This window comes from Pseudonocardia sp. SID8383 (assembly GCF_009864975.1).
In the GTDB taxonomy this organism is placed as follows: Bacteria; Actinomycetota; Actinomycetes; order Mycobacteriales; family Pseudonocardiaceae; genus Pseudonocardia; species Pseudonocardia alni.
The window spans coordinates 1-19,428 of record NZ_WWFY01000136.1 but is presented as its reverse complement, the minus strand read 5'-3'; the positions used below and the strand labels follow the sequence as shown (position 1 = coordinate 19,428).

Below are 19,428 nucleotides of genomic sequence, written 5' to 3'. Positions count from 1 at the left end.
GACCCGCTGACCCAGCGCCTGGCCGCGGCGCTGTCGCGCTGACCGAGCGCCGCGCCACCACACCGCCTCCCCGCGCGACCGCCGGTACCGCCCTGCGGTCCCCGCCCGGCACCGCGACCGGTAGCGCCCCGTCGGCCACGGGCCGCACGACCTCGCACCGGTTCCCCGCACCTCGCAGCCCCTGCAGACGGTGCGAGGTCCTCAGAAGATGTGCGAGGTCGGCCCGCACCGGCAGGATCGGGTCGTGAGCACCGACCGGATCGCCGCCGAGCTGCGTCGCCCCCTGCGGTGGGTCCCGCCGATCCCGCTGCACCGCCCCCGGCTGCTGCGCCTGCTGCAGCGGCTGTCCCGGCGCGGCAGGCCCGCCACCGTCGACGGGGTCCGGTCCACCACCCACCCGGGCCCGCCGCTGCTGCGCGTGCACGTCCCCGACCACCGCACGACCCCCGCGGCGCTGCTGTGGTTCCACGGCGGCGGCCTCGTCCTGGGCTCCCCCATGATCGACGACGTGCGGTGCGGCGAGCTCGCCGCGGACCTGGGGATCGTCGTCGTCTCGGTGGACTACCGGCTCGCGCCCGGTGACCCGTTCCCGGCCGCGCGACGACTGCCACGACGGCTGGACCTGGCTGCAGGACGCCGCCGGCCGGCTGGAGGTCGACCCGGCGCGGATCGCCGTCGGCGGGGCGAGCGCCGGGGGCTGCCTGGCCGCCGCGCTGGTCCAGCGCCTGCACGACGAGGGCGGACCGCAGCCGGTCGCGCAGTGGCTGGTCTACCCGATGCTCGACGACCGCACCGCCGCCCGTCGCGAGCTCGACCGGCCCCCGCACCGGGTGTGGAACAACCGCAACAACGAGGTCGGCTGGCGCGCCTACCTGGGGCGCCCGCCCGGGACCGGCGAGCCCGCCCCGTATGCGGTGCCCGCCCGTCGCGCCGACCTGTCCGGGTTGCCGCCCGCGTGGATCGGCGTCGGCGACGTCGACCTGTTCCACGACGAGGACAGCACCTACGCGCGGCGGCTGCGCGAGGCCGGGGTGCCGGTCGAGCTCGACGTCGTCCCCGGCGCCCCGCACGGCTTCGACGGCTGGGGCAAGGGCGTCGCGATCGCCGACGACTTCACCGGGCGCTCGGTCGCCTGGCTGCGCGGCGCGCTCGGCAGCTGATCACCCGGCCAGGTCCAGCAGCAGCGCGACCAGCTCGCGGGGCCGGTTCTGCGGCACCAGGTGGTGGGTGTCGATCTCGGCGTAGCGCCAGGCGTCGGAGGTCCGGGCACGGTCGGCGGCCGCGGTGAACGCCCCGCCCGCGACGTCCTCCCGGGTGGCCCGCACGAACGTCCGGCCGCACGGCCACTGCTCCAGCGGCCGGGACAGCCGCACCGGCTCGGTGAACGTGCGGACCGGCTGCGGGGAGCGCCGCGGCGCCGACCACGCGGCCTCGGCCGGGTCGTCGTAGTGCCGCTCCGGGCCCGGGACCAGCCACGACGACCCCAGTCCCGGTGCGCCCGGCGCCGGCACCGCGCCGGCGAGGGCGGGCGCCAGGTCCAGCGCGGACTCGCCGGCGGCGGGGACGAACGCGTCGAGGTAGACCAGCTCGCGGACCCGGTCGCCGATCTCGTCGAGCGCCCCGGTGACGACCATGCCGCCGTAGGAGAACCCGAGCAGGACGATGTCGCGCAGGTCCTCGTAGAGCACGGCGTCGACCACGTCGCGCACATGGACGGACAGGTCGATCCACGGCCCGGCCAGGTGCGAGCGCTCCCCGATGCCGGTGAGCGCGGGCGTCACCACGTCGTGGCCGGCCGCGCGCAGCAGCGGACGCACCAGGTGGAAGGAGTGGGCGCCGCCCCAGGCGCCGTGGACCAGCACGAACGTCGTCATGACGGCAGACTTCCACGACGATGAGCGTTTTCCCCGACGGCTTCTTCGACCGCGCCGACCAAGTCGACGACCGCGAGTTCTACCTGCCCCCGCGCTTCGTCCAGCACATCGACGAGGGCGCGATCGCCGCCGCGTCGGCGTTCTACGACGAGATCGGCACCACCGGCCGGGTGCTGGACCTGATGTCGTCGTGGGTGTCGCACCTGCCGCACCGCCCGGAGCACCTGACCGTGCTGGGCATGAACCGGGCCGAGCTCGCCGCCAACGAGATGGCCCACGAGGCCGTCCGCCACGACCTCAACGCCGACCCGGTGCTCCCCTTCGCCGACGCCGCGTTCGACGCCTGCGTCTGCACCGTCTCGGTCGACTACCTGACCGACCCGGTCGCGGTGTTCGCCGAGGTGGGACGGGTGCTGGTGCCGGGCGGGGTGTTCGCCGCCACGTTCTCGAACCGCTGCTTCCCGACCAAGGCGGTCCGCGGCTGGCTCGCCTCAGACGACAGGACGCGGGTCGCGATCGTCGGCGAGTACTTCCGGCGCAGCGGCGCGTTCGACACCCCGGCGGCCCGTGACTGCGGCGCACCCGGGGACCCGCTGTACGCGGTGTGGGCCCGCACCCCTACCGGCTGACGAAGTCCAGCACCGCCCGCTCGAACTCCGGCGGACGCTCCATGTTCGGGTAGTGCGCGGTCCCACCGATCTCGCCGGGGCTGCCGTCCGGGACGGCGGCGACCGTGTCGGCGACGATCCGCCGGTGGTCGTCGGAATCGAGGGCGCCGACGAGACCGAGCAGCGGCACCGGGAACGCGCCGGCGCGCTCGACGGCGTCGTCGAGGAAGCCGATCGGGCCCGGGGGCGCGGCCGGGTCCGCGGGCAGGTGGTGGGACAGCAGGTCGACCGCCATCAGCCGGATCTCGGCGACAACGGCCGGGTCCACGTCGGCCTCCGTGCGGAACGGGCCGGGCACGAACTCCAGGAACACCCGGACCCAGCGCTCGGCGTCGAGGTCCAGGCGCGCCTGCTCCCAGCGCGCCATGGTGTCGACCGTCCACGGGTCGGTCCACACCGGCTCGCCCGCGCCGGCGCCGCACAGCACGACCCGGTCGACGAGGTCCGGGCGTTCCAGCGCGGTGTCGAACGCGACCCGCGCCCCCATCGACAGTCCGACGAGCGCGACCGGCCCGGCGTCGAGGTGCTCCAGCAGCGCGGCGAGGTCGGTGTGCGGCCGGTGGCCCTGCGGGCCGGGCGTCGACGACGCGCCGTGCCCGCGGGCGTCCGGCACCACGACCCGGTGCCGGGCGGACAGCGGCCCGATCTGACGCGACCACATCCGTCCGTCGACGGCGCCCCCGTGCAGCAACACCAGCGGCGGGCGCCCGTCCGGGTGCGGGCCGGTGTCGCGGTAGGCGATCCGGCCGTCCTCCACGGGCAGGAACGTCGGGACGGTGACCTGGGCGAGGGCAAGCGTCATGACAACCAAGGTGTCATTATTTGGGCATCATGACAACCCAGGTGTCATACTCGGAGGGTGCCCGACATCGACGACACCGCCGAGAAGCTGGCCGAGGTCTACGTACTCGTGGGCCCCCTCTACCGGCGGGTGCTGCGCGAGGTCGAGGAGTCCGCGCCGGACAACCGGGTCTCGGCGGGCGTGCGCGCGGTGCTCGACCAGCTCCGGCGGCACGGTCCGATGACCGTGCCCGGGATCGGGCGGTCGCAGTCGCTCAGCCGGCAGTTCGTGCAGCGGATGGTCGACGACGCGCTGGCCGCCGGGCTCGTCGAGCGGGCGGACAACCCGCGGCACCGGCGGTCCCCCCTGATCGTGCCGACGCCGGCCGGGCGCGCGGTGATCGACGAGGTCGTCGGACGGGAGCACGCGCGGCTGCGCGCGGTCGCCGGACACCTCGACCCCGCCGACGTCGACGCGACGCTGCGGGTACTCGCCGCGATGGTCGCCGACCTGACCGAGATCGAACCGGAGATCGAACCCGGGCATTGACCCCCTCGGCCCGGTGGCGCACGATCCGACCGAGATCGACCCCCCACCACTGGCGGTGCCCACGCATGTCCGACACGTTCACCTTCTCCGGCCGCGACGGCGCCGCCGTCACCGCCTACCGCTGGCTCCCCGCTGCCGCGGACGACCCGGTGCGCGGGATCGTCCAGATCACCCACGGCATGGGCGAGCACGCCCTGCGCTACATCGCCCTCGCCGACGCGTTGACCGCCCGCGGCTTCGCCGTCTACGCCCAGGACCACCGCGGTCACGGAGCCACCGCGGGCGGGCCCGAGAACTTCGGCGTCCTCGGCGACGACGGCTGGGAGCAGCTGGTCGGCGACATCGGGCTGCTGTCCGCGCACGCCCGCGCCGAGCACCCGGGCGCCCCGCTGGTGCTGCTCGGTCACAGCATGGGCTCGTTCGCCGTGCAGCAGTCCCTCGTCGCCGACGGGACGCCGCCGGACGCGGTCGTGCTGTCCGGCACCGCGTTGCTCGACCTGATGGAGCAGGGCCTGGACCTGTCCGCGCCACTGGACCTGTCGTCGTTCAACGCGCCGTTCGAGCAGCGCACCGGTTTCGAGTGGCTCAGCCGCGACCCCGCGCAGGTCGACGCCTACGTCGCCGACGCCCGCTGCGGCTTCGGTCTCGACCTGCCCGGCACGCAGGCGATGTTCGCCGCCGCCCGGCCGCTCGGCGAGGTCGCCACGCTGAAGCGGATCGCGGGCGGGCTGCCGGTGTACGTCGTCGTCGGGGACGAGGACCCGGTCAACGCCGGGCTGGCCCTGGTGCGGCCGCTGACCGAGCGCTACGCCGAGGCCGGGCTGCACGACGTCACGCTGACGATCTGGCCGGGTGCCCGGCACGAGGTGTTCAACGAGACCAACCGCGAGGAGATCGTCGCGGACCTGCTGTCCTGGCTCGACCGTGTCGTCCCCGAGCAGCGGGGTGCCTGAGGTGCGCGTCGACACCACCGGCGGCTTCTCCGCCTCCCCGCTCGAGACCGAGGCGGCGGCCGTCGCCGCGGAGGCCGAGGGCTACGACGCCCTGTCGGTCCCCGAGACCTCGCACGACGCGTTCGTGTCGCTGGCGCTGGCCGCCCGGGCGACCAGCCGGATCCGGTTGCAGTCGGCGATCGCGGTCGCCTTCGCCCGCAACCCGATGACGCTGGCCTACCAGGCCAACGACGTGCAGCTGCTCTCCGGCGGCCGGTTCGACCTGGGGCTCGGCTCGCAGGTCCGCCCGCACATCGAGCGCCGGTTCGGGATGCCGTGGAGCCGCCCCGCGGCCCGGATGGAGGACTTCGTCTCCGCCCTGCGGGCGATCTTCGACGCCTGGGCCACCGGGGGCCGGCTGCATCACCGCGGCGAGTTCTACTCCCACACCCTGATGACCGAGTTCTTCTCACCGGGTCCGAACCCGCACGGGATCCCGCCGGTGATGCTGGCCGCGGTCGGCGAGCGGATGACCGAGGTCGCGGGCCGGGTCACCGACGGGCTGCTGGCGCACTCGCTGACCTCGCCGTCGTACCTGGCGGAGGTGACGCTGCCCGCGCTGCGCCGCGGACGTGGCCGCGACGACCTCACCGGCTTCGACGTGTGCCTCCCGGTCTTCGCGGTCCTGGGCGCCGACGCCGAGGCCCGGGCCGTCGCCGAGGCCGGGGTGCGACGCCAGATCGCCTTCTACGCCTCCACCCCGCCGTACAGGCCGGTGCTGGAGCACCACGGCCGCGGCGCGCTCGCCGACGAGCTCAACGGACTGTCGCGCCGGCAGGCCTGGGACGAGATGACCGGCCTGGTCGACGACGACCTGCTGGCCCTGTTCGCCGTCACAGGCGACCCGGCCGGGGTGGCGTCCGGGATCGCGGACCGCTACCGCGGCCTCGTCGACCGGGTCTCGCTCAACACCCCCTACGACGCCGACCCCGCCCTGGTGCTCGACGTCGCCACCCGGCTGCGCGCGGCGTGAGCACGCATCCGGAGATCCGGGAGGGGGTCCGCGCGGTCTGCTCCGGCTTCGGGGCGGAGTACTGGCGCACCTGCGACCGCGAGCACCGGTTCCCGCAGGAGTTCCACGACGCGATGGCCGCCGGCGGCTGGATCGGCGTCGCCGTCCCCGAGGCCTACGGCGGCGGGGGTGCCGGGATCTCCGAGGCCGCCGCGGTGATGGAGGAGGTCGCCGCGTCCGGTGCGGCGATGAACGGGGCGTCGGCGATCCACCTGTCGGTGTTCGGGATGAACCCGGTCGTCCGGCACGGCTCGGAGGAGATGCGGCGGCGCTACCTGCCCCGGGTCGCCGACGGGTCGCTGCAGGTCGCGTTCGGCGTCACCGAGCCGGACGCGGGTCTCGACACCACCGCGATCACCACGACCGCCCGCCGCGACGGCGACCGGTACCTGGTCCGCGGGCGCAAGGTGTGGACGTCGAAGGCGCCGTTCTGCGACAAGGTCCTGCTGCTGGTGCGCACCACCCCGCGCGCGGAGGTGGCGACGCGGACCGACGGGCTGTCGCTGCTGCTCGCCGACCTGCAGCGCCCCGAGGTCACGATCACCCCGATCGACAAGCTGGGCCGCAACGCGGTGGTGTCCTGCGAGGTCGTCTACGACGACCTGCCCGTCGACGCCGCCGACCTGGTCGGCGAGGAGGGCCGCGGCTTCCGGCTGATCCTCGACGGGCTCAACCCGGAACGGATCCTGATCGCCGCCGAGGCGCTGGGCACCGGGCGGGCCGCGCTGGCCGCCGCCGTCGCCTACGCGAAGGAGCGCACCGTGTTCGGGCGGCCGATCGGGCAGAACCAGGGCATCGCGTTCCCGCTGGCCGAGGCGCACATGCGGCTGCACGCGGCGGCGCTGGTGATCGCCGACGCCGCCGCCCGCTACGACGCGGGCGAGGCGTGCGGCGAGCAGGCCAACACCGCGAAGTTCCTGGCCGCCGAGGCCGCGTTCTTCGCCGCGGACCGGGCGGTGCAGACCCTCGGCGGGTTCGGCTACGCCACCGAGTACGACGTGAGCCGCTACTTCACCGAGGCCCGCCTGATGCGCCTGGCACCGCTGCCGCAGGAGATGGTGCTCACCCACGTCGCCGAGCACGTGCTCGGGCTGCCCCGCAGCTACTGACACACGACGGCGGCCGGTGACCCGCCCGGGTCACCGGCCGCCGTACGTGCCGCGTACTACCGCAGGCCCAGCTTCTTGGAGCAGGCCGGCCACGCCTTCCAGCCCTGGGCGTCCAGGACGTTCTCGGCGACGCGGATCTGCTCGGACTTGCTGGCGTTGTGCGCCTTGCCCGACCCGCCGAAGGCCTTCCAGGTGGACGGCGTGAACTGCAGGCCGCCGGAGAAGCCGTTGCCGGTGTTGGTGTTCCAGTCCCCGCTGGACTCGCACTGGGCGAGCTTGTCCCACGTCGAGGTCGCGACGGACTGCGTGGGGACCGCGACGGCGGCGGGGGCGACCGCGGCGGAGGTCTCGGGGGCGGCCGTCGCGGGCCCGGCGAGGGCGAGCGGAGCGCCGAACGCCAGGACACCGGCGACGAGAGATCCGACGAAACGCCCACGGATGGACATGCGCGTGCTGCTCATTGTGTGATCACCTGAGGTCCGGACCCACGGCTTTCCGGGCGGGCCGGTCGCGCGGGGAGCGCTGTGCCGGTGTCGTCGCGAGGGGACTCGCGGCCCGCGGCCCCGTCTCGGTCCGTGCAGGTCGACTGGCCGGGGACCGCGGGACGGGGCCGTGGTGGCGTGGCGGTTCCGGCGCTTCGGTGCGTGCCCCGGCCGTGTGGACCGGAGCGACCACGAAGGTCGCCGACCGGCCGAGATCAGGTCAAGCGGGCGACCGGTGACGTATCACACGGAGATAACGGTCGGGTACGTCGTCCCAGCTCAGGAGCGCATTTTCACGATCACGGAACAGACAGGAACCAGGCCGATGCTTTCGATCCGGAGATGTTCCACCGGCATCAGCGGCGCGGCGCGCCCTCGGCCCGGCGCAGGGTGAACACCGCGATCCGCACGACCATCGCGTCGAGCAGCAGACCGCCGAACGCCCACGCGTCGAGCCAGGCGGTCCAGTTCACCCCCTGCGCGACGGCGAGGAGCCCGGGCACGAGGAACAGCGCGACACCGAGCCCGCCGGCGACGGCACAGGCGAGCAGCGCCGGGCCGTCGGCCCGGCGCAGCAGCAGGAGCAGCGACACGACGGCGGCCGCGGCGACGAGCCCGTCCAGCCCGGCCAGGACCGGTCCCACGGCGCCGAACGCGAGCCGGACGTGCACGGCGGCGGCGAGCACCAGCAGCACGGTCAGGATCCGGCGCCCGGTCACCGGGCCGCGGTCGTCGCTCATGGGCCCATCCTCACCTACCGCACCCGCAGCACCAGGAGGCGGCAGTCGACCTGCTGCCCGGACCGGTAGGGCGCGACCTCGATCGAGACGGCCTCGAACACGTCGGCGGCGGCGAGCCGGTCGACCTCGGCACGGTAGCCCCCGGACTCCCAAACGTCGTCGAGGACGGTCGCGACCAGGTAGCCGCCCGGCCGCACGACCCGGGTGAACTCCGCCAGCGCCGAGGGCCCGACGTGGGCGTGGGTGAGCGTCCCGACGCAGACGACGACGTCGTAGGAGTCGTCGGGCAGCACCAGCGCGGCGGTGAGGTCGGCCTCGCGCAGGTCCCGGTAGGCGCCGGTGGCGCGGGCCCGCTCCAGCATCCCGGTCGACAGGTCGATCCCGTCGACGGTGGTCGCGCCGCGCTCGCGGAGCGCGACGCCGACCAGCCCCGTGCCGCAACCGGCGTCGAGGATCTCCCCGCCGGGGCCCGCGGCCGCGACGACGGCGTCCGCGGTGACCGCGGGCGCGACGTAGCCCTGGGCCTCGCCGGTGAGGTCGGCGTCGTAGGTGGGGGCCCACTCGTCGTAGAGGGCCCGGGCGTCGGCCGGGCCGCTCAGCGAGTAGGCGCGTTCCAGGTGGGGGTCGCCCCCGGTGCTCGTGGCCATCGCCCGATCATGGTGGACGGCCCGCGGGCTGTCATGCGCGCCCGAGCAACCCCCGGCGCGGCGGGTCGGCGGCAAGCAGCGAGAGCGCGCACAGCGCGCCCCAGCCGGCGGCGACCATGGTCGCCTTCTCCCGGGCGTCACGGTCGGGGAGCTGGGAGCCCAGCACCACGAGGTCGACGATGTCGGCGCCGACCCGCACCGCGACGGCGGCCTTGAGCGGGGTGCCGGCCGGAGCCAGCGCCATGGCCAGGCCGGACGCGAGGTCCCGCCCGCCGACCGCCCGCGCGAGCAGCGCGGTCCCCGCGGACGGGGTCCGGCCGCCGCCGGACAGCTTCGTCGGCGACAGCAGCACGTCCGGCTTCGCGGCGACGGCCGCGCCGTAGGCGGCGGTGGCGGCGCCCAGCAGGCGGGGGATCCAGGTCAGGTCACGACGGGGCATGTACCCGGTGTACCCGTTCCGCGCCGGTTCTCGCCCGCCCGCACGGACCGGCGACCGAGCGACCGGTGAGCGTGCCGAGCGCGAGCACCGCACCCCACGGCCCGATGACCCAGATCGGCCAGAAGTAGCCCCCGCCCCCGCCGAGCGCGACGGCGGCCCAGACCGTCAGGACGACCACCGCGGTCAGCGCCCACGGCCCCCAGGTCGCAGCCAGGACGGTCCGGCGGACCCGGCGCTCACGCTCCGGGTCGGCGGGTCGCGGCAGCCGGGGCAGGTCCGCCTCGACCGCGGCGAGCTCCGACGCCGTACGCGCCGCGGTCACCTGCTCGCTGCGGGTGGAGAACTCGGCGAGGTCGAGCCGCCCGTCCCCCACGTGCCTGCCGAGCCGCTCCAGTGCGCGCTCCCGCTCGGCGTCACCGATGCGTACGTCCATCATGACCACCCTCCTGATCGGATACCGATACTATCCGCTATCCGTGCCTGGGGCACAAGTCAGAGCTCGTCGAGGAAGGCCAGCGCCGCCTCCGCCGAGGTGCGCCGCCAGGCGGCCAGCATCCGGTCGAACTCGTCGGCGCCGTCCCCCGCCCGTCCGGCCCGGTCCTGCTCGGCCCGCAGCGCCGCGACGATCGGGGCCAGCTCGCGACGCTGGGCGTCGACCAGCGCGGTCGCATCCCGGCCGTGCCGGTGCAGCACCGCCAGCTTCAGCAGGAACTCCGACCGCAGGTCCCGCACGTGCGGGACCGGAGTGCCCAGCCAGGCGTCCACGTGGCCCCGACCGGTCGGGGTGGCGGCGTAGAGGGTGCGGGGCGGGCCGCCCTTCGTCTCGACGGCCTCGGCGGTGATCAGGCCGGCGTCGACCAGCCTGCCGATGGCCCGGTAGACGACCGGGCGCGGGATCTGCCAGACCCGGCCCAGCTCGCCGTCGGCCGCGGTGAGCGCGGCGACGGCGAAACCGTGCACCGGACGCTCACCGGCCACGGCCAGCACCACCCATTCGGCGAGACCCAGCCGCGGAAGCATCGGGCCAGCGTAGAGCCTCAGCGGTTGACGGCCGCCCCGTTGCCCTCCGCCCAGGAGAAGCCGCGGTCGTAGAGGAAGCGCAGCTCCGGATCGCTCTCCAGCACGAGCCGCTGCCCGTCCCCGGCCAGCTCCACCCGGCCGTCGGGCCGGACCGCCCAGGTGAGTTCGACCGTCCGGACGGCGGGCTCGAACATCGGGGCGGCCCCGGACTGCGGCGGGTTCCACTCGACCCGGATCGTCCGGTCCCCCACGGGCCGCCACGTCCCGCGGACGAACGTGCTGTCGGCGAGCCGGATCGCGATCCCGGCGGACCCGGACTGCGGGTAGCCGGGGAGCGGGACCGACGGCCCGACGTAGGTCCACTGCCCGACGGCCACGTGCTGCCAGCGCCGGTCGTCGGCGAGCCGCGCGGCCGGAGCCGTGGGGTCCTCCACCACCCGGTAGACCCCGGCGAGCGCGAGGTCACCCCGCTGGAGGGCGGGCTGGAACTGCTGGAACAGCACGCCCTGCGCGGCGACCAGGACCAGCCCGAGCACCGGGACGAGCCACCGGGTGACCCGGCGGACCCTCGGCCACGGCAGCAGCCGCGGGGCCCCCTCGGTCGCGGCCGTCGGGCGCCCGGCCAGGAACCGCACCACCCGCGGCAGCTCCGGGGCCGCGACGAGCGCGAACCCGACCGTCAGGGCCAGGGCGATCTGCTTGACCGGCACGTCGTAGGTCATGTTCAGCAGGAAGACGGTGCCGAGCGCGACGGTGCCGAGCAGGCCACCGATCCACGCCGTGCGCCGGAACACCAGCAGCAGCACGACGACGAGCTCGGCGAACCCGGCGAGGAACTGGATCACCGGGGAGTAGGCCATGAGCCCCCACAGCAGGCCCATCGGGCTCTTCTCGCCGGTCATGGCCAGCGCGTCGGAGTAGTCGGCCCGGCCCATCTGGGTCAGGTTGAGCTTCGACCACACGTAGGCCTGCATGACCATGATCAGGACGAACCGCAGCAGCGCGTGCAGCACCCAGCCCACCCGGCTCCACCACGGCCGCGGCGTCGTCGGCACCGCCGTCGTCGCGGCGGCACCGTCCACACCGTCCTCCCGCCGCACCGCGGCGTCCCCCCTCGTCCCGGTCATGACACGACGGTAGGGACGGTGGCGCGGTCGCGGATCCCTCCTCCGACGGATCCTGCGCTCCTCCGCGGGTGGGAGACGTGAACCACAGCCCGCCGACGCATTGTGCACAACCATCAACGGGTAGCCACATGGCGATGCGGCTGCACGACGGCCGCCCGTCCCCGCCGCGGCACCGGAGCCCGGCCACCCCAGACACGACGTCCACACGCGACGCCGACCAGGAGGAAACGTGCCCACGACCGTGCCCGCCATGACCACCGCCGGCCCGAACAAGCCGTTCGAGCGCGGGACCGTGACCCGTCGCGACCCGAAGCCGCACGACGTCGTCATCGACATCCGGTACGCCGGGATCTGCCACTCCGACATCCACCAGGCCCGCGACGAGTGGGGCGAGGGCATCTACCCGATGGTCCCCGGCCACGAGATCGCCGGCGTCGTCTCCGCGGTCGGCGACGACGTGACCCGCTACGCCGTGGGCGACACCGTCGGCGTCGGCTGCTTCGTCGACTCCTGCCGCGAGTGCGAGAACTGCAGGGCCGGCGAGGAGCAGTACTGCCTCGAGGGCGAGGTGCAGACCTACAACGCGAAGGAGTACGACGGCGAGCCCACCTACGGCGGCTACTCCACGCAGATCGTCGTCGACGAGAACTACGTGCTGCGCATCCCGGACGGCGTCGAGCTCGACGTCGCCGCGCCGCTGCTCTGTGCCGGCATCACGCTCTACTCCCCGCTCCACCACTGGGGCGCGGGCCCCGGGAAGAAGGTGGCGATCGTCGGCATGGGCGGTCTCGGCCACATGGGCGTGAAGATCGCCGCGGCGATGGGCGCCGAGGTCACGGTGCTCTCCCGCACGCTGTCCAAAGAGCAGGACGGCAAGCGACTCGGAGCAGCGCACTACTACGCGACCGAGGACGAGTCCACCTTCACCGAGCTGGCCGGATCCTTCGACCTGATCGTCAACACCGTGGCCGCGGTGATCCCGGTCGACGACTACCTCGGGCTGCTGAAGCTCGACGGCTCGATGGTCAACGTCGGCGTGCCCGAGGAGAAGCTGTCCTACCACGGGTTCTCACTGGTCGCAGGCCGCAAGAGCCTGTCCGGCTCGAAGATCGGTGGCATCCGCGAGACCCAGGAGATGCTGGACTTCTGCGCCGAGCACGGGCTCGGCGCCGACATCGAGACGATCTCCTGCGACCAGGTCGACGAGGCCTGGGAGCGGGTCGTGCGGGGCGACGTGCGCTACCGCTTCGTGATCGACACCGCGACCTTCGGCTGAGGGGGTCGTCAAGCCCGCGGCGTCGCACTTCGAGACGCCCGCGGTGCGGCGATCCGTGGAAAGATCCCGGCGACGTTGCCGACCAGAAGTGAACCGGAGGCTCATGTGATCCTCATCGTGCTCAAGGCCCAGATCCGCCCGGACAAGCGCGAGGAGTGGCTGTCCGGCATCTCGCAGTACAAGAAGGACGTGAACTCCGAGCCGGGAAACATCTCCTTCGATTACCACGAGAACTACGAGAAGCAGAACGAGTTCGTGATCGTGGAGGTCTTCAAGGACAGCGCGGCCGGCGACGCGCACGTCAAGACCGACCACGCGCAGAAGTTCTTCGACTTCATGGGCTCGGTCGTGCCGGAGAAGCCGCTCGTCAACTTCCAGAGCGAGGACGGCAAGGACGTCTGGGTCGAGATGGGCGAGGTCACCCCGCGCTGATCCCCCTCCCTCCCGACGATGCCGGCGACCCCACGGGGCGCCGGCATCGTCGCGTCCACCGGTGCCGTGAGCAGGTGTCCCCCTGCGCCGGACGGACGGAGCCGGGCGGACCGGACATCGGAACCGAGACGGTCCTTCCGGGTGATCGGGACGGGAGCGCACCGCGTCCGGGCCGGTCGGGGCCGCGGTGCAGACTGGCTGCGCACGGCGGAGCTTTTCGTCACGCAACCTGGGCGCTCCCCGCGCGTCTCCCACGGTGACGGAACGATTACGTGGCGTCGCCGCCCCGAGCGGCGCGGACGAACAGGAGCACCCCATGGACACCGTCCGGCAGCGGCCCCGCCGCCTCGTCGCACTGGGCCTCGGACTGGCCACCATCGCGGGTGTCGCCGTCGCCGGGACGGCACTGGCCGGATCCCCCGCCGCCGAGCAGGCCCGCGCACAGCCGCTCGTCCCGGGCACCCCGTGCTCGATCACCGCCAAGGCCTGCGTCGACCTGGACTCGCAGAAGTCCTGGCTCATCCAGGACGGCAAGGTCGTCCGTGGCCCGATCGGCATCTCCTCGGGCGGCAACGGCCAGGAGACCCCGGTCGGCCACTCCCTGCGCGTCTACCGCAAGGACGCGACCCACAAGAGCGAGGAGTCGCGGCTGCCGAACGGCGACCCGGCCCCGATGCCCTGGTCGGTGTTCTTCAACGACGGCGGCATCGCCTTCCACAGCGGCGACCCGAACCGCTCCTCGGCCGGCTGCATCCACGTCCCGCCGGACGAGGCCAAGGCGTACTTCGACTACCTGCAGATCGGCGACCAGGTGCAGGTCGTGAAGGCCTCCGAGGAGACCGCGGCCCGTCAGGGGCAGTGAGCGCGGAGTCACCGCATCGGGGAGTGCTCGGGCATCCGGCGTAACGCGGAGATGGTCGTCCGGCGACACACCGGACGCATCACCCGTCCGTCCCCGGGAGCGCCCGATGGCCGCGAGCCGAACCGCCCGCCGCACGCCGCTCGACCACGCCCGGCGGATCGCGCGGCTCTCCCTGAGCGGCGGCGCGCGTGCCGCCGCGGTCCCGGTGCGCGGCCTGGCCCGGCTCGGCCGCGACGAGCGCGACCCGCGCTGGACCGGCCAGACCTGGCTGTGGCAGCCGGGCTGGGGCCGGCGCACGCACGACCGGCTCTACCGCAGCCCGGACCCGTACTCGATCGGGCTGTCGGCCTACGAGCAGCAGAAGTACGGCACCGTCATGGATGCGCTCGCCGGCCGCCGCTTCGACCGGGTGCTGGAGGTCGGCTGCGGCGAGGGTGACCTGGCGGTCCGTCTCGCCGGGCACACCGCGGCACTGCTCGGGGTCGACATCTGCTCGGCCGCGGTCCAGCGGGCCGCCGCCCGGGTGCCGTCGGGGACCTTCGTCCGCCGCACGCTCCCGCACGAGATGCCCGAGGGCGACTTCGACCTGATCGTCTGCTCCGACGTCCTCTACTACTGGGAGACGGTCACGCTGCAGGTCGGCCTGGCCGCCCTGCTGGACCGCCTCCGGCCGGGCGGGGTGCTGCTCGCCTACCACTACCGCGGGGCGTTCGGACAGGCCGGGACGGCCGACCGGGTACACGAGGCGCTCGCCGCCGCGGCGGCCGCCCGCGGACTGACGGGCCGGGCGCACGAGACCGTCGACGGCGTCGGCCCCGACCGCGCCGGGGCCCGGTTCGACGTCGTGGTCCGCCCCGAGGTGGCGGTGCCGTCCCCACGCCGCCCGGAGCCGGGCGTCGCAGCGCGCGCACGCCGTTCCTGAGGGGTCGGCTGGGCCGGGTGGCGGTGCGACCGTTGGACCGTCCGGTCGTTCTCGTCAGGTCGACGTGGACCTGTCGTGACCGGGCGGTTCCTGGTTACCGTCCGGAGTCATGACGGTCGACGCCGACGGACCCGCCGGAATGGCCGATGCGCAGCGCGTGGTCACGATCCCCGAGCTGAGCGCACCGAGCTACCTGCAGGCGGTGCTGTCGATCGCCTACCGCGACGAGCGCAACAGCGTCCCGCTCACCGTCGCCACACCGGCCGGGCTCGTGTTCGGCAACGCCGTGCACCCCTCGGCCTGGCTGCGCGGGCTCGGGGACCAGCTGCGCCGGCTCACCGCGGACGACCCGGGCAACAAGTCCGCGGCGTCGATGGCCGACATGTTCGACGACATGGCCGACGGCCGCGGCGACGAGCACCCCGGCCGGGACATCCCGGTGAAGGACATCCACTGGATCTACTTCACCGACGCGCTCGTGGTCCCGACCGCCGCCGGCGGGCCGAACTACGTCGAGCCGGCCTGCTGGCAGGTGGCACTGCGCGATGTCACCGGCTGGACGATCGGCCTCCCGCCCGGCTGAGCGCCACGTCCGATGATCATCTGATCGGGTGATCGCAAACCGGTCGGCCCGATCTCCCGCCCGGACCTCCCGTCGCAGGTCACAGGGTTCCAACCCAGGTCAGCGGCCCGCAGCCCCGACCGCGGTGTGACGACGACCACGTGAGGTCGCCCGTGAGGATGTGCCGCCCCGGGACCTCCTATGTGTGTCGAGCGGATCGACGGGGCACCACCGGAACGAACCGGCCCCCCGATCCGGACCACTGTGAGGCCCGATACCGGGCCACGACCTGGAGGCGCACATGAGCACCACCGAGACCAAGACCCCGGCCGTCACCGGCACCCCGTCCGCCCTGCAGTCCGAGCACGGCAGCACCCGCATCGCCGAGACGGTCGTCTCGAAGATCGCCGGTCTGGCGGCCCGCGAGGTCAGCGGCATCTACGCCCTCGGCGGCGGCGCGGCCCGCGCGTTCGGCGCGCTGCGCGAGCGCATCCCGGGTGGCACCACCAACGCCTCGCAGGGTGTGTCGGTCGAGGTCGGCGAGAAGCAGGCCGCCGTCGACATCAACGTCGTCGTCGAGTACGGCGTCTCCATCGCCGACCTGGCGAAGGCCGTCCGCCGCAACGTCATCTCCGCCCTGGAGCGGATGACCGGACTCGAGGTCGTCGAGGTCAACATCTCGGTCGACGACGTCCACCTGCCGTCCGAGGACGACGGCAAGGACGAGGAGCCGAAGAAGATCGAGTCCACCTCGCGGGTGGCGTGAGCGCCCGCGTCGCCGCGGACGGCGACGGGATCGTCGCCACGGGTGCGGTCGACACCGACCGGATCGCCGACGCGGTGCTGGGTTGCCCCGGCGTCGCACAGCTGCACGGCGGCCGGTTCGGTGAGATCGCCACCTACCTGCCCGGACGCCGGGTGAGCGGCATCCGCGTGGACCCCACGGCCCCGGCCGTCGAGGTGCACGTGGTCGGCCGCTACCCGGCCTCCGTGGCCGAGATCGACCGCCAGGTCCGCACCGCACTGCTCCCGGTCGTCGGGGGCGCGCGGGTGGACGTGGTGGTCGGCGACTACGCCGGCCCCACCGAATCGACGCCGATCCGGCCGTCCGACTCGGCACCCGCCACCGGCGAGCTCCCGGTCCCTCCCGCGGCCACCCCCTGACCCGCCCGGACGCCCGCCCACATCCCCGGACGTCCGGTACCTCCTCGTCTCGAAGGACGTGACTGTGATGTCCCTGTCCACGAACACCCAGATCGGCCTGATCGCCGGCCTCCTCCTGGCCATCGCCGGCATCGTCGGCGGCTTCGGCGGGTTCGTCCTCGCCCTGATCCTCGGCGCGATCGGCCTCGCCGTCGGCCGCTGGCTCGACGGCGACCTCGACCTGTCCGAGCTCTCCGAGCGGTCGGGACTGTCCGGGCGCGGCCGCGACAAGGTCCGGTGAACCCGGTGAGCACCGTCGAGCCGACGGGGACGGCGACCGGGGACCCGGACACGATCCGGGCCACCCGCCTCGCCCCTCCCCCGCCGGACGACACCCCGACCCGCACGATCGACACCGGCGCCGGCTCCGCGGGTGCCGACGGCTCCGGCGGCACGGCCCCGGAGGACCGCGGCCGGGTCGACGTCGCCGACCAGGTCGTACAGAAGATCGCGCTCGGGGCCCTGGAGGAGACCGAGGGTGTCGGTGGCACCACCGGCACGGTCGGGCGGATGCTCGGCCGCGACGACTCCGGCGGCCACCCCCGCGTCGAGGCGACCGTCTCCGGGCAGTCGACCCGGATCGACGCGCGGATCTCCGTCGCCTACCCGTCCCCGGTGGCTGCGGTCTGCGACCGCGCCCGCGCGCACGTCGTGCGGCAGGTCGAGGCGCTGACCGGGTTGTCCGTCGCGCGGGTCGACGTCGTCGTCACCGCACTCACCCTCCCGGGCGCCGCCCGGCCGGCCGCGAGGGAGCTCGAATGATCCGCCGCCCCCGCAAGTCCCTCGCCGCGGGCATCGTGGCGTTGGTCCTGCTCGCGCTCTGCGTCGTCGTCGCCGTCGCGGTCGTGCAGCTGCTCCTCGGACAGCAGCCGATCGTCGACTTCGGCCTGCTCGGGTCCAGCATCGCCGGGTTCACCGGTGCCGACGTGCCCGTGCTCGTCGTGTCCGGTCTGGTCGCGCTGGTCGGGCTGGTGCTCGTCGTGGTCGCACTGCGTCCCGGCACCCCCACCGTGTTCCCGCTGACCCCGGCCGGCGGTGCCGAGCACCTCGACTCCGGCGTCACCCGGCGCAGCCTGAACCGGACGCTGGCCGACGCCGCCACCGACGTCGACGGCATCACCAAGGCGTCGGTGAAGAGCACCGGGCGTCGCGCCGCCGTCACCGCGCACGCCGCGTTCGGCGAGCGTGCGGACCTGCGCGACCGGGTCCGCAGCGCGGTCGCGCAACGGCTCGACGCCGTCGGACCGGCCCGCAGCCCGAAGGTCACGGTGTCCGTGACCGGCACGAAGCAGCAGGAGGCGTGATGGCCAGCGCGACCCCACCGGCCCGGCTCAACCGGACCCTGCTGTTCCTGATCGGGCTCGTCCTGCTCGTCGCGGGCGTGTTCGGGCTGCTGTTCGGCACGGGCGTCCTGCGCCAGGTGCTTCCCGGGATCGACCCGTCGGTCCCGCTGTTGCCCGCCGGTCTCACGCTGCCCGAGTGGGCGCCGTGGGTGACGCTCGCCGTCGCCGTCGTGGTCGGGCTGCTGGCGCTGCGCTGGCTGCTCGCCCAGGCCCGGCGCAGGCCGCGCACCTCGGCGTGGACACTGCCGTCCGCGCAGGTGGCGGGCCGGGACGCCGGGACGACCCGGATCCACTCCGACCACGCCGCGGACGCACTGGCCGCCGACATCGAAAGCTACGACGGCGTCCAGCGCGCCGCCGCCGCGCTCGTCGGGGACCGCCGCCGTCCGGAGATCCACCTGGACGTGACCGCGGACGACGGTGCCGACCTCGCCGCGCTGCGCACCCGGATCACCGACCACGCGCTGCCGCGGCTGCGGTCCGCACTGGACATCGAGTCCGGGCGCGCCGATCTGGTGCTGCGCCTCGCCGAGGAGAAGGAGCACTCGCGGGTGGGCTGAACACCGCACGGACTCACGACGACGGGGCCCCGGATCACCGGGGCCCCGTCGTCGTGTGCGGGTGGGTCAGCGGGACCGGTCGACGAACCCGGCGCCGGCGATCCGCAGGCCGCTGCCGCCCGCCATACGCAGCAGCCCGGCCATCGCGATGACCAGACCGGCCATCTCGAAGGTCTCCTCGGTCCCGGCCAGGACGTTGTAGGCGAAGGACTGCACGTCACCGGTCTGCTCGAACAGGGCCCCACCGGCCGACTCCAGCCCGACCGCGCCGAGCAGGAACACCGCCGCCCCGGCGACGACGAGCCAGGCCCCCGGGCGACGCAGCACCATCGGCAGGCACAGCGCCGCGACGACCGCGACGAGCACCACCGCCGGGATGATCCAGGCGTAGGTCAGGAAGCCGCTCGTGCCGAACGTGGTGTGGATGATCCAGCCGACCTGCTCGTGGTTGGCCGCGGTCTCGTCCATCGCGACGACCGCGCAGGACAGGCTGAGCAGGATCCAGCGCCACCGCTCGCGGCGCACCGAGTTCGCCGCGATCAGCGCGAGCAGCGCCGCGTTGGTCAGGTGCATCGCCGAGCTGAACCAGGTCGAGATGTTCAGCTCGGTGCCCAGCCGGATCGGGGCGGGGATCTCGAAGCCGGGCCGCCCGATGCCGTAGACGGCGGCGCCGTAGTGGGCCAGCGCCAGCACGGCGACGATCGCGGCGGCGGTGCCGACGACCGGCCCGCGACGCAGCAGCGCCAGGTGCGGTGCGCCGGGCGCGGCGGCCTGGGCCTCGGGCGACGGCTCCGCGCGGGACGGGCTCGCGGCCCCGGGCGCCGCCGC

General features: G+C 74.2%; 27 protein-coding genes. 17 read left to right on the top strand and 10 right to left on the bottom strand.

Annotation, left to right across the window (positions count from 1 at the left end; genetic code table 11):
- Nucleotides 1-578 precede the first annotated feature (578 nt).
- Nucleotides 579-1,160 carry an alpha/beta hydrolase fold domain-containing protein gene (locus tag GTW08_RS30895; protein ID WP_202416328.1) on the top strand — a complete coding sequence of 194 codons (582 nt, stop codon included), beginning with the start codon at nt 579-581 and terminating at the stop codon, nt 1,158-1,160.
- On the opposite strand, the gene GTW08_RS03285 is transcribed toward GTW08_RS30895, so the two are convergent.
- Nucleotides 1,161-1,874, bottom strand: a complete 714-nt coding sequence (locus GTW08_RS03285; RefSeq protein ID WP_073575970.1) for an alpha/beta fold hydrolase — start codon at nt 1,872-1,874, stop codon at nt 1,161-1,163.
- A gap of 20 nt (nt 1,875-1,894) precedes the next feature.
- Here GTW08_RS03285 and GTW08_RS03280 point away from each other — a divergent pair, with 20 nt between their 5' ends.
- Nucleotides 1,895-2,503 (top strand): class I SAM-dependent methyltransferase, encoded by a 609-nt coding sequence (locus GTW08_RS03280; protein ID WP_073575971.1) that lies wholly within the window; start codon nt 1,895-1,897, stop codon nt 2,501-2,503.
- On the opposite strand, the gene GTW08_RS03275 is transcribed toward GTW08_RS03280, so the two are convergent.
- Complete coding sequence (locus GTW08_RS03275; RefSeq protein ID WP_073575972.1) at nt 2,493-3,344, bottom strand: alpha/beta fold hydrolase; 852 nt, start codon at nt 3,342-3,344, stop codon at nt 2,493-2,495. The two genes, GTW08_RS03280 and GTW08_RS03275, sit on opposite strands and share 11 nt — an antisense overlap.
- A 57-nt stretch (nt 3,345-3,401) precedes the next feature.
- Here GTW08_RS03275 and GTW08_RS03270 point away from each other — a divergent pair, with 57 nt between their 5' ends.
- From GTW08_RS03270 to GTW08_RS03255, 4 genes are all read left to right on the top strand, one after another.
- Nucleotides 3,402-3,872, top strand: coding sequence for a MarR family winged helix-turn-helix transcriptional regulator (locus GTW08_RS03270; protein ID WP_073575973.1), 471 nt, complete (start codon nt 3,402-3,404; stop codon nt 3,870-3,872).
- 65 nt (nt 3,873-3,937) lie between these two features.
- A complete protein-coding gene (locus GTW08_RS03265; protein ID WP_073575974.1) occupies nt 3,938-4,825 on the top strand; it encodes an alpha/beta fold hydrolase in 888 nt (295 codons plus the stop codon).
- 1 nt (nt 4,826) lies between these two features.
- Nucleotides 4,827-5,837: a TIGR03617 family F420-dependent LLM class oxidoreductase gene (locus GTW08_RS03260; protein ID WP_073575975.1), complete on the top strand. Its 1,011-nt coding sequence runs from the start codon at nt 4,827-4,829 to the stop codon at nt 5,835-5,837.
- The gene (locus GTW08_RS03255; RefSeq protein WP_073575976.1) at nt 5,834-6,985 is read left to right on the top strand and encodes an acyl-CoA dehydrogenase family protein; all 1,152 of its coding nucleotides are present in this window, start codon (nt 5,834-5,836) and stop codon (nt 6,983-6,985) included. The genes GTW08_RS03260 and GTW08_RS03255 overlap by 4 nt, the downstream gene beginning before the upstream one ends.
- Nucleotides 6,986-7,041: 56 nt before the next feature.
- Here the strand turns inward: GTW08_RS03255 and GTW08_RS32645 are convergent, their stop codons facing one another.
- The 7 genes from GTW08_RS32645 to GTW08_RS03220 all read right to left on the bottom strand — a co-directional run bounded on the left by GTW08_RS32645 (nt 7,042) and on the right by GTW08_RS03220 (nt 11,440).
- Nucleotides 7,042-7,446 carry a transglycosylase family protein gene (locus tag GTW08_RS32645; protein WP_308292840.1) on the bottom strand — a complete coding sequence of 135 codons (405 nt, stop codon included), beginning with the start codon at nt 7,444-7,446 and terminating at the stop codon, nt 7,042-7,044.
- Between the two features lie 377 nt (nt 7,447-7,823).
- Nucleotides 7,824-8,207 (bottom strand): hypothetical protein, encoded by a 384-nt coding sequence (locus tag GTW08_RS03245; protein ID WP_073575977.1) that lies wholly within the window; start codon nt 8,205-8,207, stop codon nt 7,824-7,826.
- 14 nt (nt 8,208-8,221) lie between these two features.
- A complete protein-coding gene (locus GTW08_RS03240; protein WP_073575978.1) occupies nt 8,222-8,854 on the bottom strand; it encodes a class I SAM-dependent DNA methyltransferase in 633 nt (210 codons plus the stop codon).
- 31 nt (nt 8,855-8,885) lie between these two features.
- On the bottom strand, nt 8,886-9,293 hold the full coding sequence (locus GTW08_RS03235) for a hypothetical protein (protein ID WP_073575979.1): 408 nt from the start codon (nt 9,291-9,293) through the stop codon (nt 8,886-8,888).
- Nucleotides 9,280-9,729: a DUF1707 SHOCT-like domain-containing protein gene (locus tag GTW08_RS03230; RefSeq protein ID WP_073575980.1), complete on the bottom strand. Its 450-nt coding sequence runs from the start codon at nt 9,727-9,729 to the stop codon at nt 9,280-9,282. The genes GTW08_RS03235 and GTW08_RS03230 overlap by 14 nt, the downstream gene beginning before the upstream one ends.
- A 56-nt stretch (nt 9,730-9,785) precedes the next feature.
- Nucleotides 9,786-10,313, bottom strand: coding sequence for a PadR family transcriptional regulator (locus GTW08_RS03225; protein WP_073575981.1), 528 nt, complete (start codon nt 10,311-10,313; stop codon nt 9,786-9,788).
- Between the two features lie 17 nt (nt 10,314-10,330).
- On the bottom strand, nt 10,331-11,440 hold the full coding sequence (locus GTW08_RS03220) for a hypothetical protein (RefSeq protein WP_073575982.1): 1,110 nt from the start codon (nt 11,438-11,440) through the stop codon (nt 10,331-10,333).
- A 250-nt stretch (nt 11,441-11,690) separates the two neighbouring features.
- Here GTW08_RS03220 and GTW08_RS03215 point away from each other — a divergent pair, with 250 nt between their 5' ends.
- The 11 genes from GTW08_RS03215 (at nt 11,691) to GTW08_RS03165 (ending at nt 18,600) form a co-directional block, all read left to right on the top strand.
- Nucleotides 11,691-12,716: an NAD(P)-dependent alcohol dehydrogenase gene (locus tag GTW08_RS03215; RefSeq protein ID WP_073575983.1), complete on the top strand. Its 1,026-nt coding sequence runs from the start codon at nt 11,691-11,693 to the stop codon at nt 12,714-12,716.
- 105 nt (nt 12,717-12,821) lie between these two features.
- Nucleotides 12,822-13,148, top strand: coding sequence for a putative quinol monooxygenase (locus GTW08_RS03210; protein WP_073575984.1), 327 nt, complete (start codon nt 12,822-12,824; stop codon nt 13,146-13,148).
- 316 nt (nt 13,149-13,464) lie between these two features.
- Complete coding sequence (locus tag GTW08_RS03205; RefSeq protein WP_073575985.1) at nt 13,465-14,010, top strand: L,D-transpeptidase; 546 nt, start codon at nt 13,465-13,467, stop codon at nt 14,008-14,010.
- A gap of 106 nt (nt 14,011-14,116) precedes the next feature.
- Nucleotides 14,117-14,932, top strand: coding sequence for a class I SAM-dependent methyltransferase (locus GTW08_RS03200; protein ID WP_073575986.1), 816 nt, complete (start codon nt 14,117-14,119; stop codon nt 14,930-14,932).
- Between the two features lie 109 nt (nt 14,933-15,041).
- Nucleotides 15,042-15,515: a hypothetical protein gene (locus GTW08_RS03195; protein WP_161151390.1), complete on the top strand. Its 474-nt coding sequence runs from the start codon at nt 15,042-15,044 to the stop codon at nt 15,513-15,515.
- 280 nt (nt 15,516-15,795) lie between these two features.
- On the top strand, nt 15,796-16,260 hold the full coding sequence (locus GTW08_RS03190; protein ID WP_073575988.1) for an Asp23/Gls24 family envelope stress response protein: 465 nt from the start codon (nt 15,796-15,798) through the stop codon (nt 16,258-16,260).
- Nucleotides 16,257-16,658 carry a hypothetical protein gene (locus GTW08_RS03185; protein WP_073575989.1) on the top strand — a complete coding sequence of 134 codons (402 nt, stop codon included), beginning with the start codon at nt 16,257-16,259 and terminating at the stop codon, nt 16,656-16,658. The genes GTW08_RS03190 and GTW08_RS03185 overlap by 4 nt, the downstream gene beginning before the upstream one ends.
- 67 nt (nt 16,659-16,725) lie before the next feature.
- A complete protein-coding gene (locus tag GTW08_RS03180) occupies nt 16,726-16,938 on the top strand; it encodes a hypothetical protein (protein ID WP_062398628.1) in 213 nt (70 codons plus the stop codon).
- Nucleotides 16,939-16,943: 5 nt separating this feature from the next.
- A complete protein-coding gene (locus GTW08_RS32400) occupies nt 16,944-17,459 on the top strand; it encodes an Asp23/Gls24 family envelope stress response protein (protein WP_161151389.1) in 516 nt (171 codons plus the stop codon).
- A complete protein-coding gene (locus GTW08_RS03170) occupies nt 17,456-18,001 on the top strand; it encodes a DUF6286 domain-containing protein (protein WP_073575990.1) in 546 nt (181 codons plus the stop codon). The genes GTW08_RS32400 and GTW08_RS03170 overlap by 4 nt, the downstream gene beginning before the upstream one ends.
- Nucleotides 18,001-18,600: a hypothetical protein gene (locus GTW08_RS03165; protein WP_073575991.1), complete on the top strand. Its 600-nt coding sequence runs from the start codon at nt 18,001-18,003 to the stop codon at nt 18,598-18,600. The genes GTW08_RS03170 and GTW08_RS03165 overlap by 1 nt, the downstream gene beginning before the upstream one ends.
- 66 nt (nt 18,601-18,666) lie before the next feature.
- Here the strand turns inward: GTW08_RS03165 and GTW08_RS03160 are convergent.
- Nucleotides 18,667-19,428, bottom strand: a 762-nt coding sequence (locus GTW08_RS03160) for a hypothetical protein (RefSeq protein ID WP_161151388.1), incomplete at its 5' end; no start/stop codon positions are given.

Excerpts from the sequence above, each read along its gene's own strand:
- GTW08_RS03285 (WP_073575970.1), bottom strand. The coding sequence starts at position 1,874 with ATGACGACGTTCGTGCTGGTCCACGGCGCCTGGGGCGGCGCCCACTCC.
- GTW08_RS03280 (WP_073575971.1), top strand. The coding sequence starts at position 1,895 with ATGAGCGTTTTCCCCGACGGCTTCTTCGACCGCGCCGACCAAGTCGAC.
- GTW08_RS03275 (WP_073575972.1), bottom strand. The coding sequence starts at position 3,344 with ATGACGCTTGCCCTCGCCCAGGTCACCGTCCCGACGTTCCTGCCCGTG.
- GTW08_RS03265 (WP_073575974.1), top strand. The coding sequence starts at position 3,938 with ATGTCCGACACGTTCACCTTCTCCGGCCGCGACGGCGCCGCCGTCACC.
- GTW08_RS32645 (WP_308292840.1), bottom strand. The coding sequence starts at position 7,446 with ATGAGCAGCACGCGCATGTCCATCCGTGGGCGTTTCGTCGGATCTCTC.
- GTW08_RS03245 (WP_073575977.1), bottom strand. The coding sequence starts at position 8,207 with ATGAGCGACGACCGCGGCCCGGTGACCGGGCGCCGGATCCTGACCGTG.
- GTW08_RS03240 (WP_073575978.1), bottom strand. The coding sequence starts at position 8,854 with ATGGCCACGAGCACCGGGGGCGACCCCCACCTGGAACGCGCCTACTCG.
- GTW08_RS03235 (WP_073575979.1), bottom strand. The coding sequence starts at position 9,293 with ATGCCCCGTCGTGACCTGACCTGGATCCCCCGCCTGCTGGGCGCCGCC.
- GTW08_RS03230 (WP_073575980.1), bottom strand. The coding sequence starts at position 9,729 with ATGATGGACGTACGCATCGGTGACGCCGAGCGGGAGCGCGCACTGGAG.
- GTW08_RS03225 (WP_073575981.1), bottom strand. The coding sequence starts at position 10,313 with ATGCTTCCGCGGCTGGGTCTCGCCGAATGGGTGGTGCTGGCCGTGGCC.
- GTW08_RS03220 (WP_073575982.1), bottom strand. The coding sequence starts at position 11,440 with ATGACCGGGACGAGGGGGGACGCCGCGGTGCGGCGGGAGGACGGTGTG.
- GTW08_RS03215 (WP_073575983.1), top strand. The coding sequence starts at position 11,691 with ATGACCACCGCCGGCCCGAACAAGCCGTTCGAGCGCGGGACCGTGACC.
- GTW08_RS03205 (WP_073575985.1), top strand. The coding sequence starts at position 13,465 with ATGGACACCGTCCGGCAGCGGCCCCGCCGCCTCGTCGCACTGGGCCTC.
- GTW08_RS03200 (WP_073575986.1), top strand. The coding sequence starts at position 14,117 with ATGGCCGCGAGCCGAACCGCCCGCCGCACGCCGCTCGACCACGCCCGG.
- GTW08_RS03195 (WP_161151390.1), top strand. The coding sequence starts at position 15,042 with ATGACGGTCGACGCCGACGGACCCGCCGGAATGGCCGATGCGCAGCGC.
- GTW08_RS03190 (WP_073575988.1), top strand. The coding sequence starts at position 15,796 with ATGAGCACCACCGAGACCAAGACCCCGGCCGTCACCGGCACCCCGTCC.
- GTW08_RS03180 (WP_062398628.1), top strand. The coding sequence starts at position 16,726 with ATGTCCCTGTCCACGAACACCCAGATCGGCCTGATCGCCGGCCTCCTC.
- GTW08_RS03170 (WP_073575990.1), top strand. The coding sequence starts at position 17,456 with ATGATCCGCCGCCCCCGCAAGTCCCTCGCCGCGGGCATCGTGGCGTTG.
- GTW08_RS03165 (WP_073575991.1), top strand. The coding sequence starts at position 18,001 with ATGGCCAGCGCGACCCCACCGGCCCGGCTCAACCGGACCCTGCTGTTC.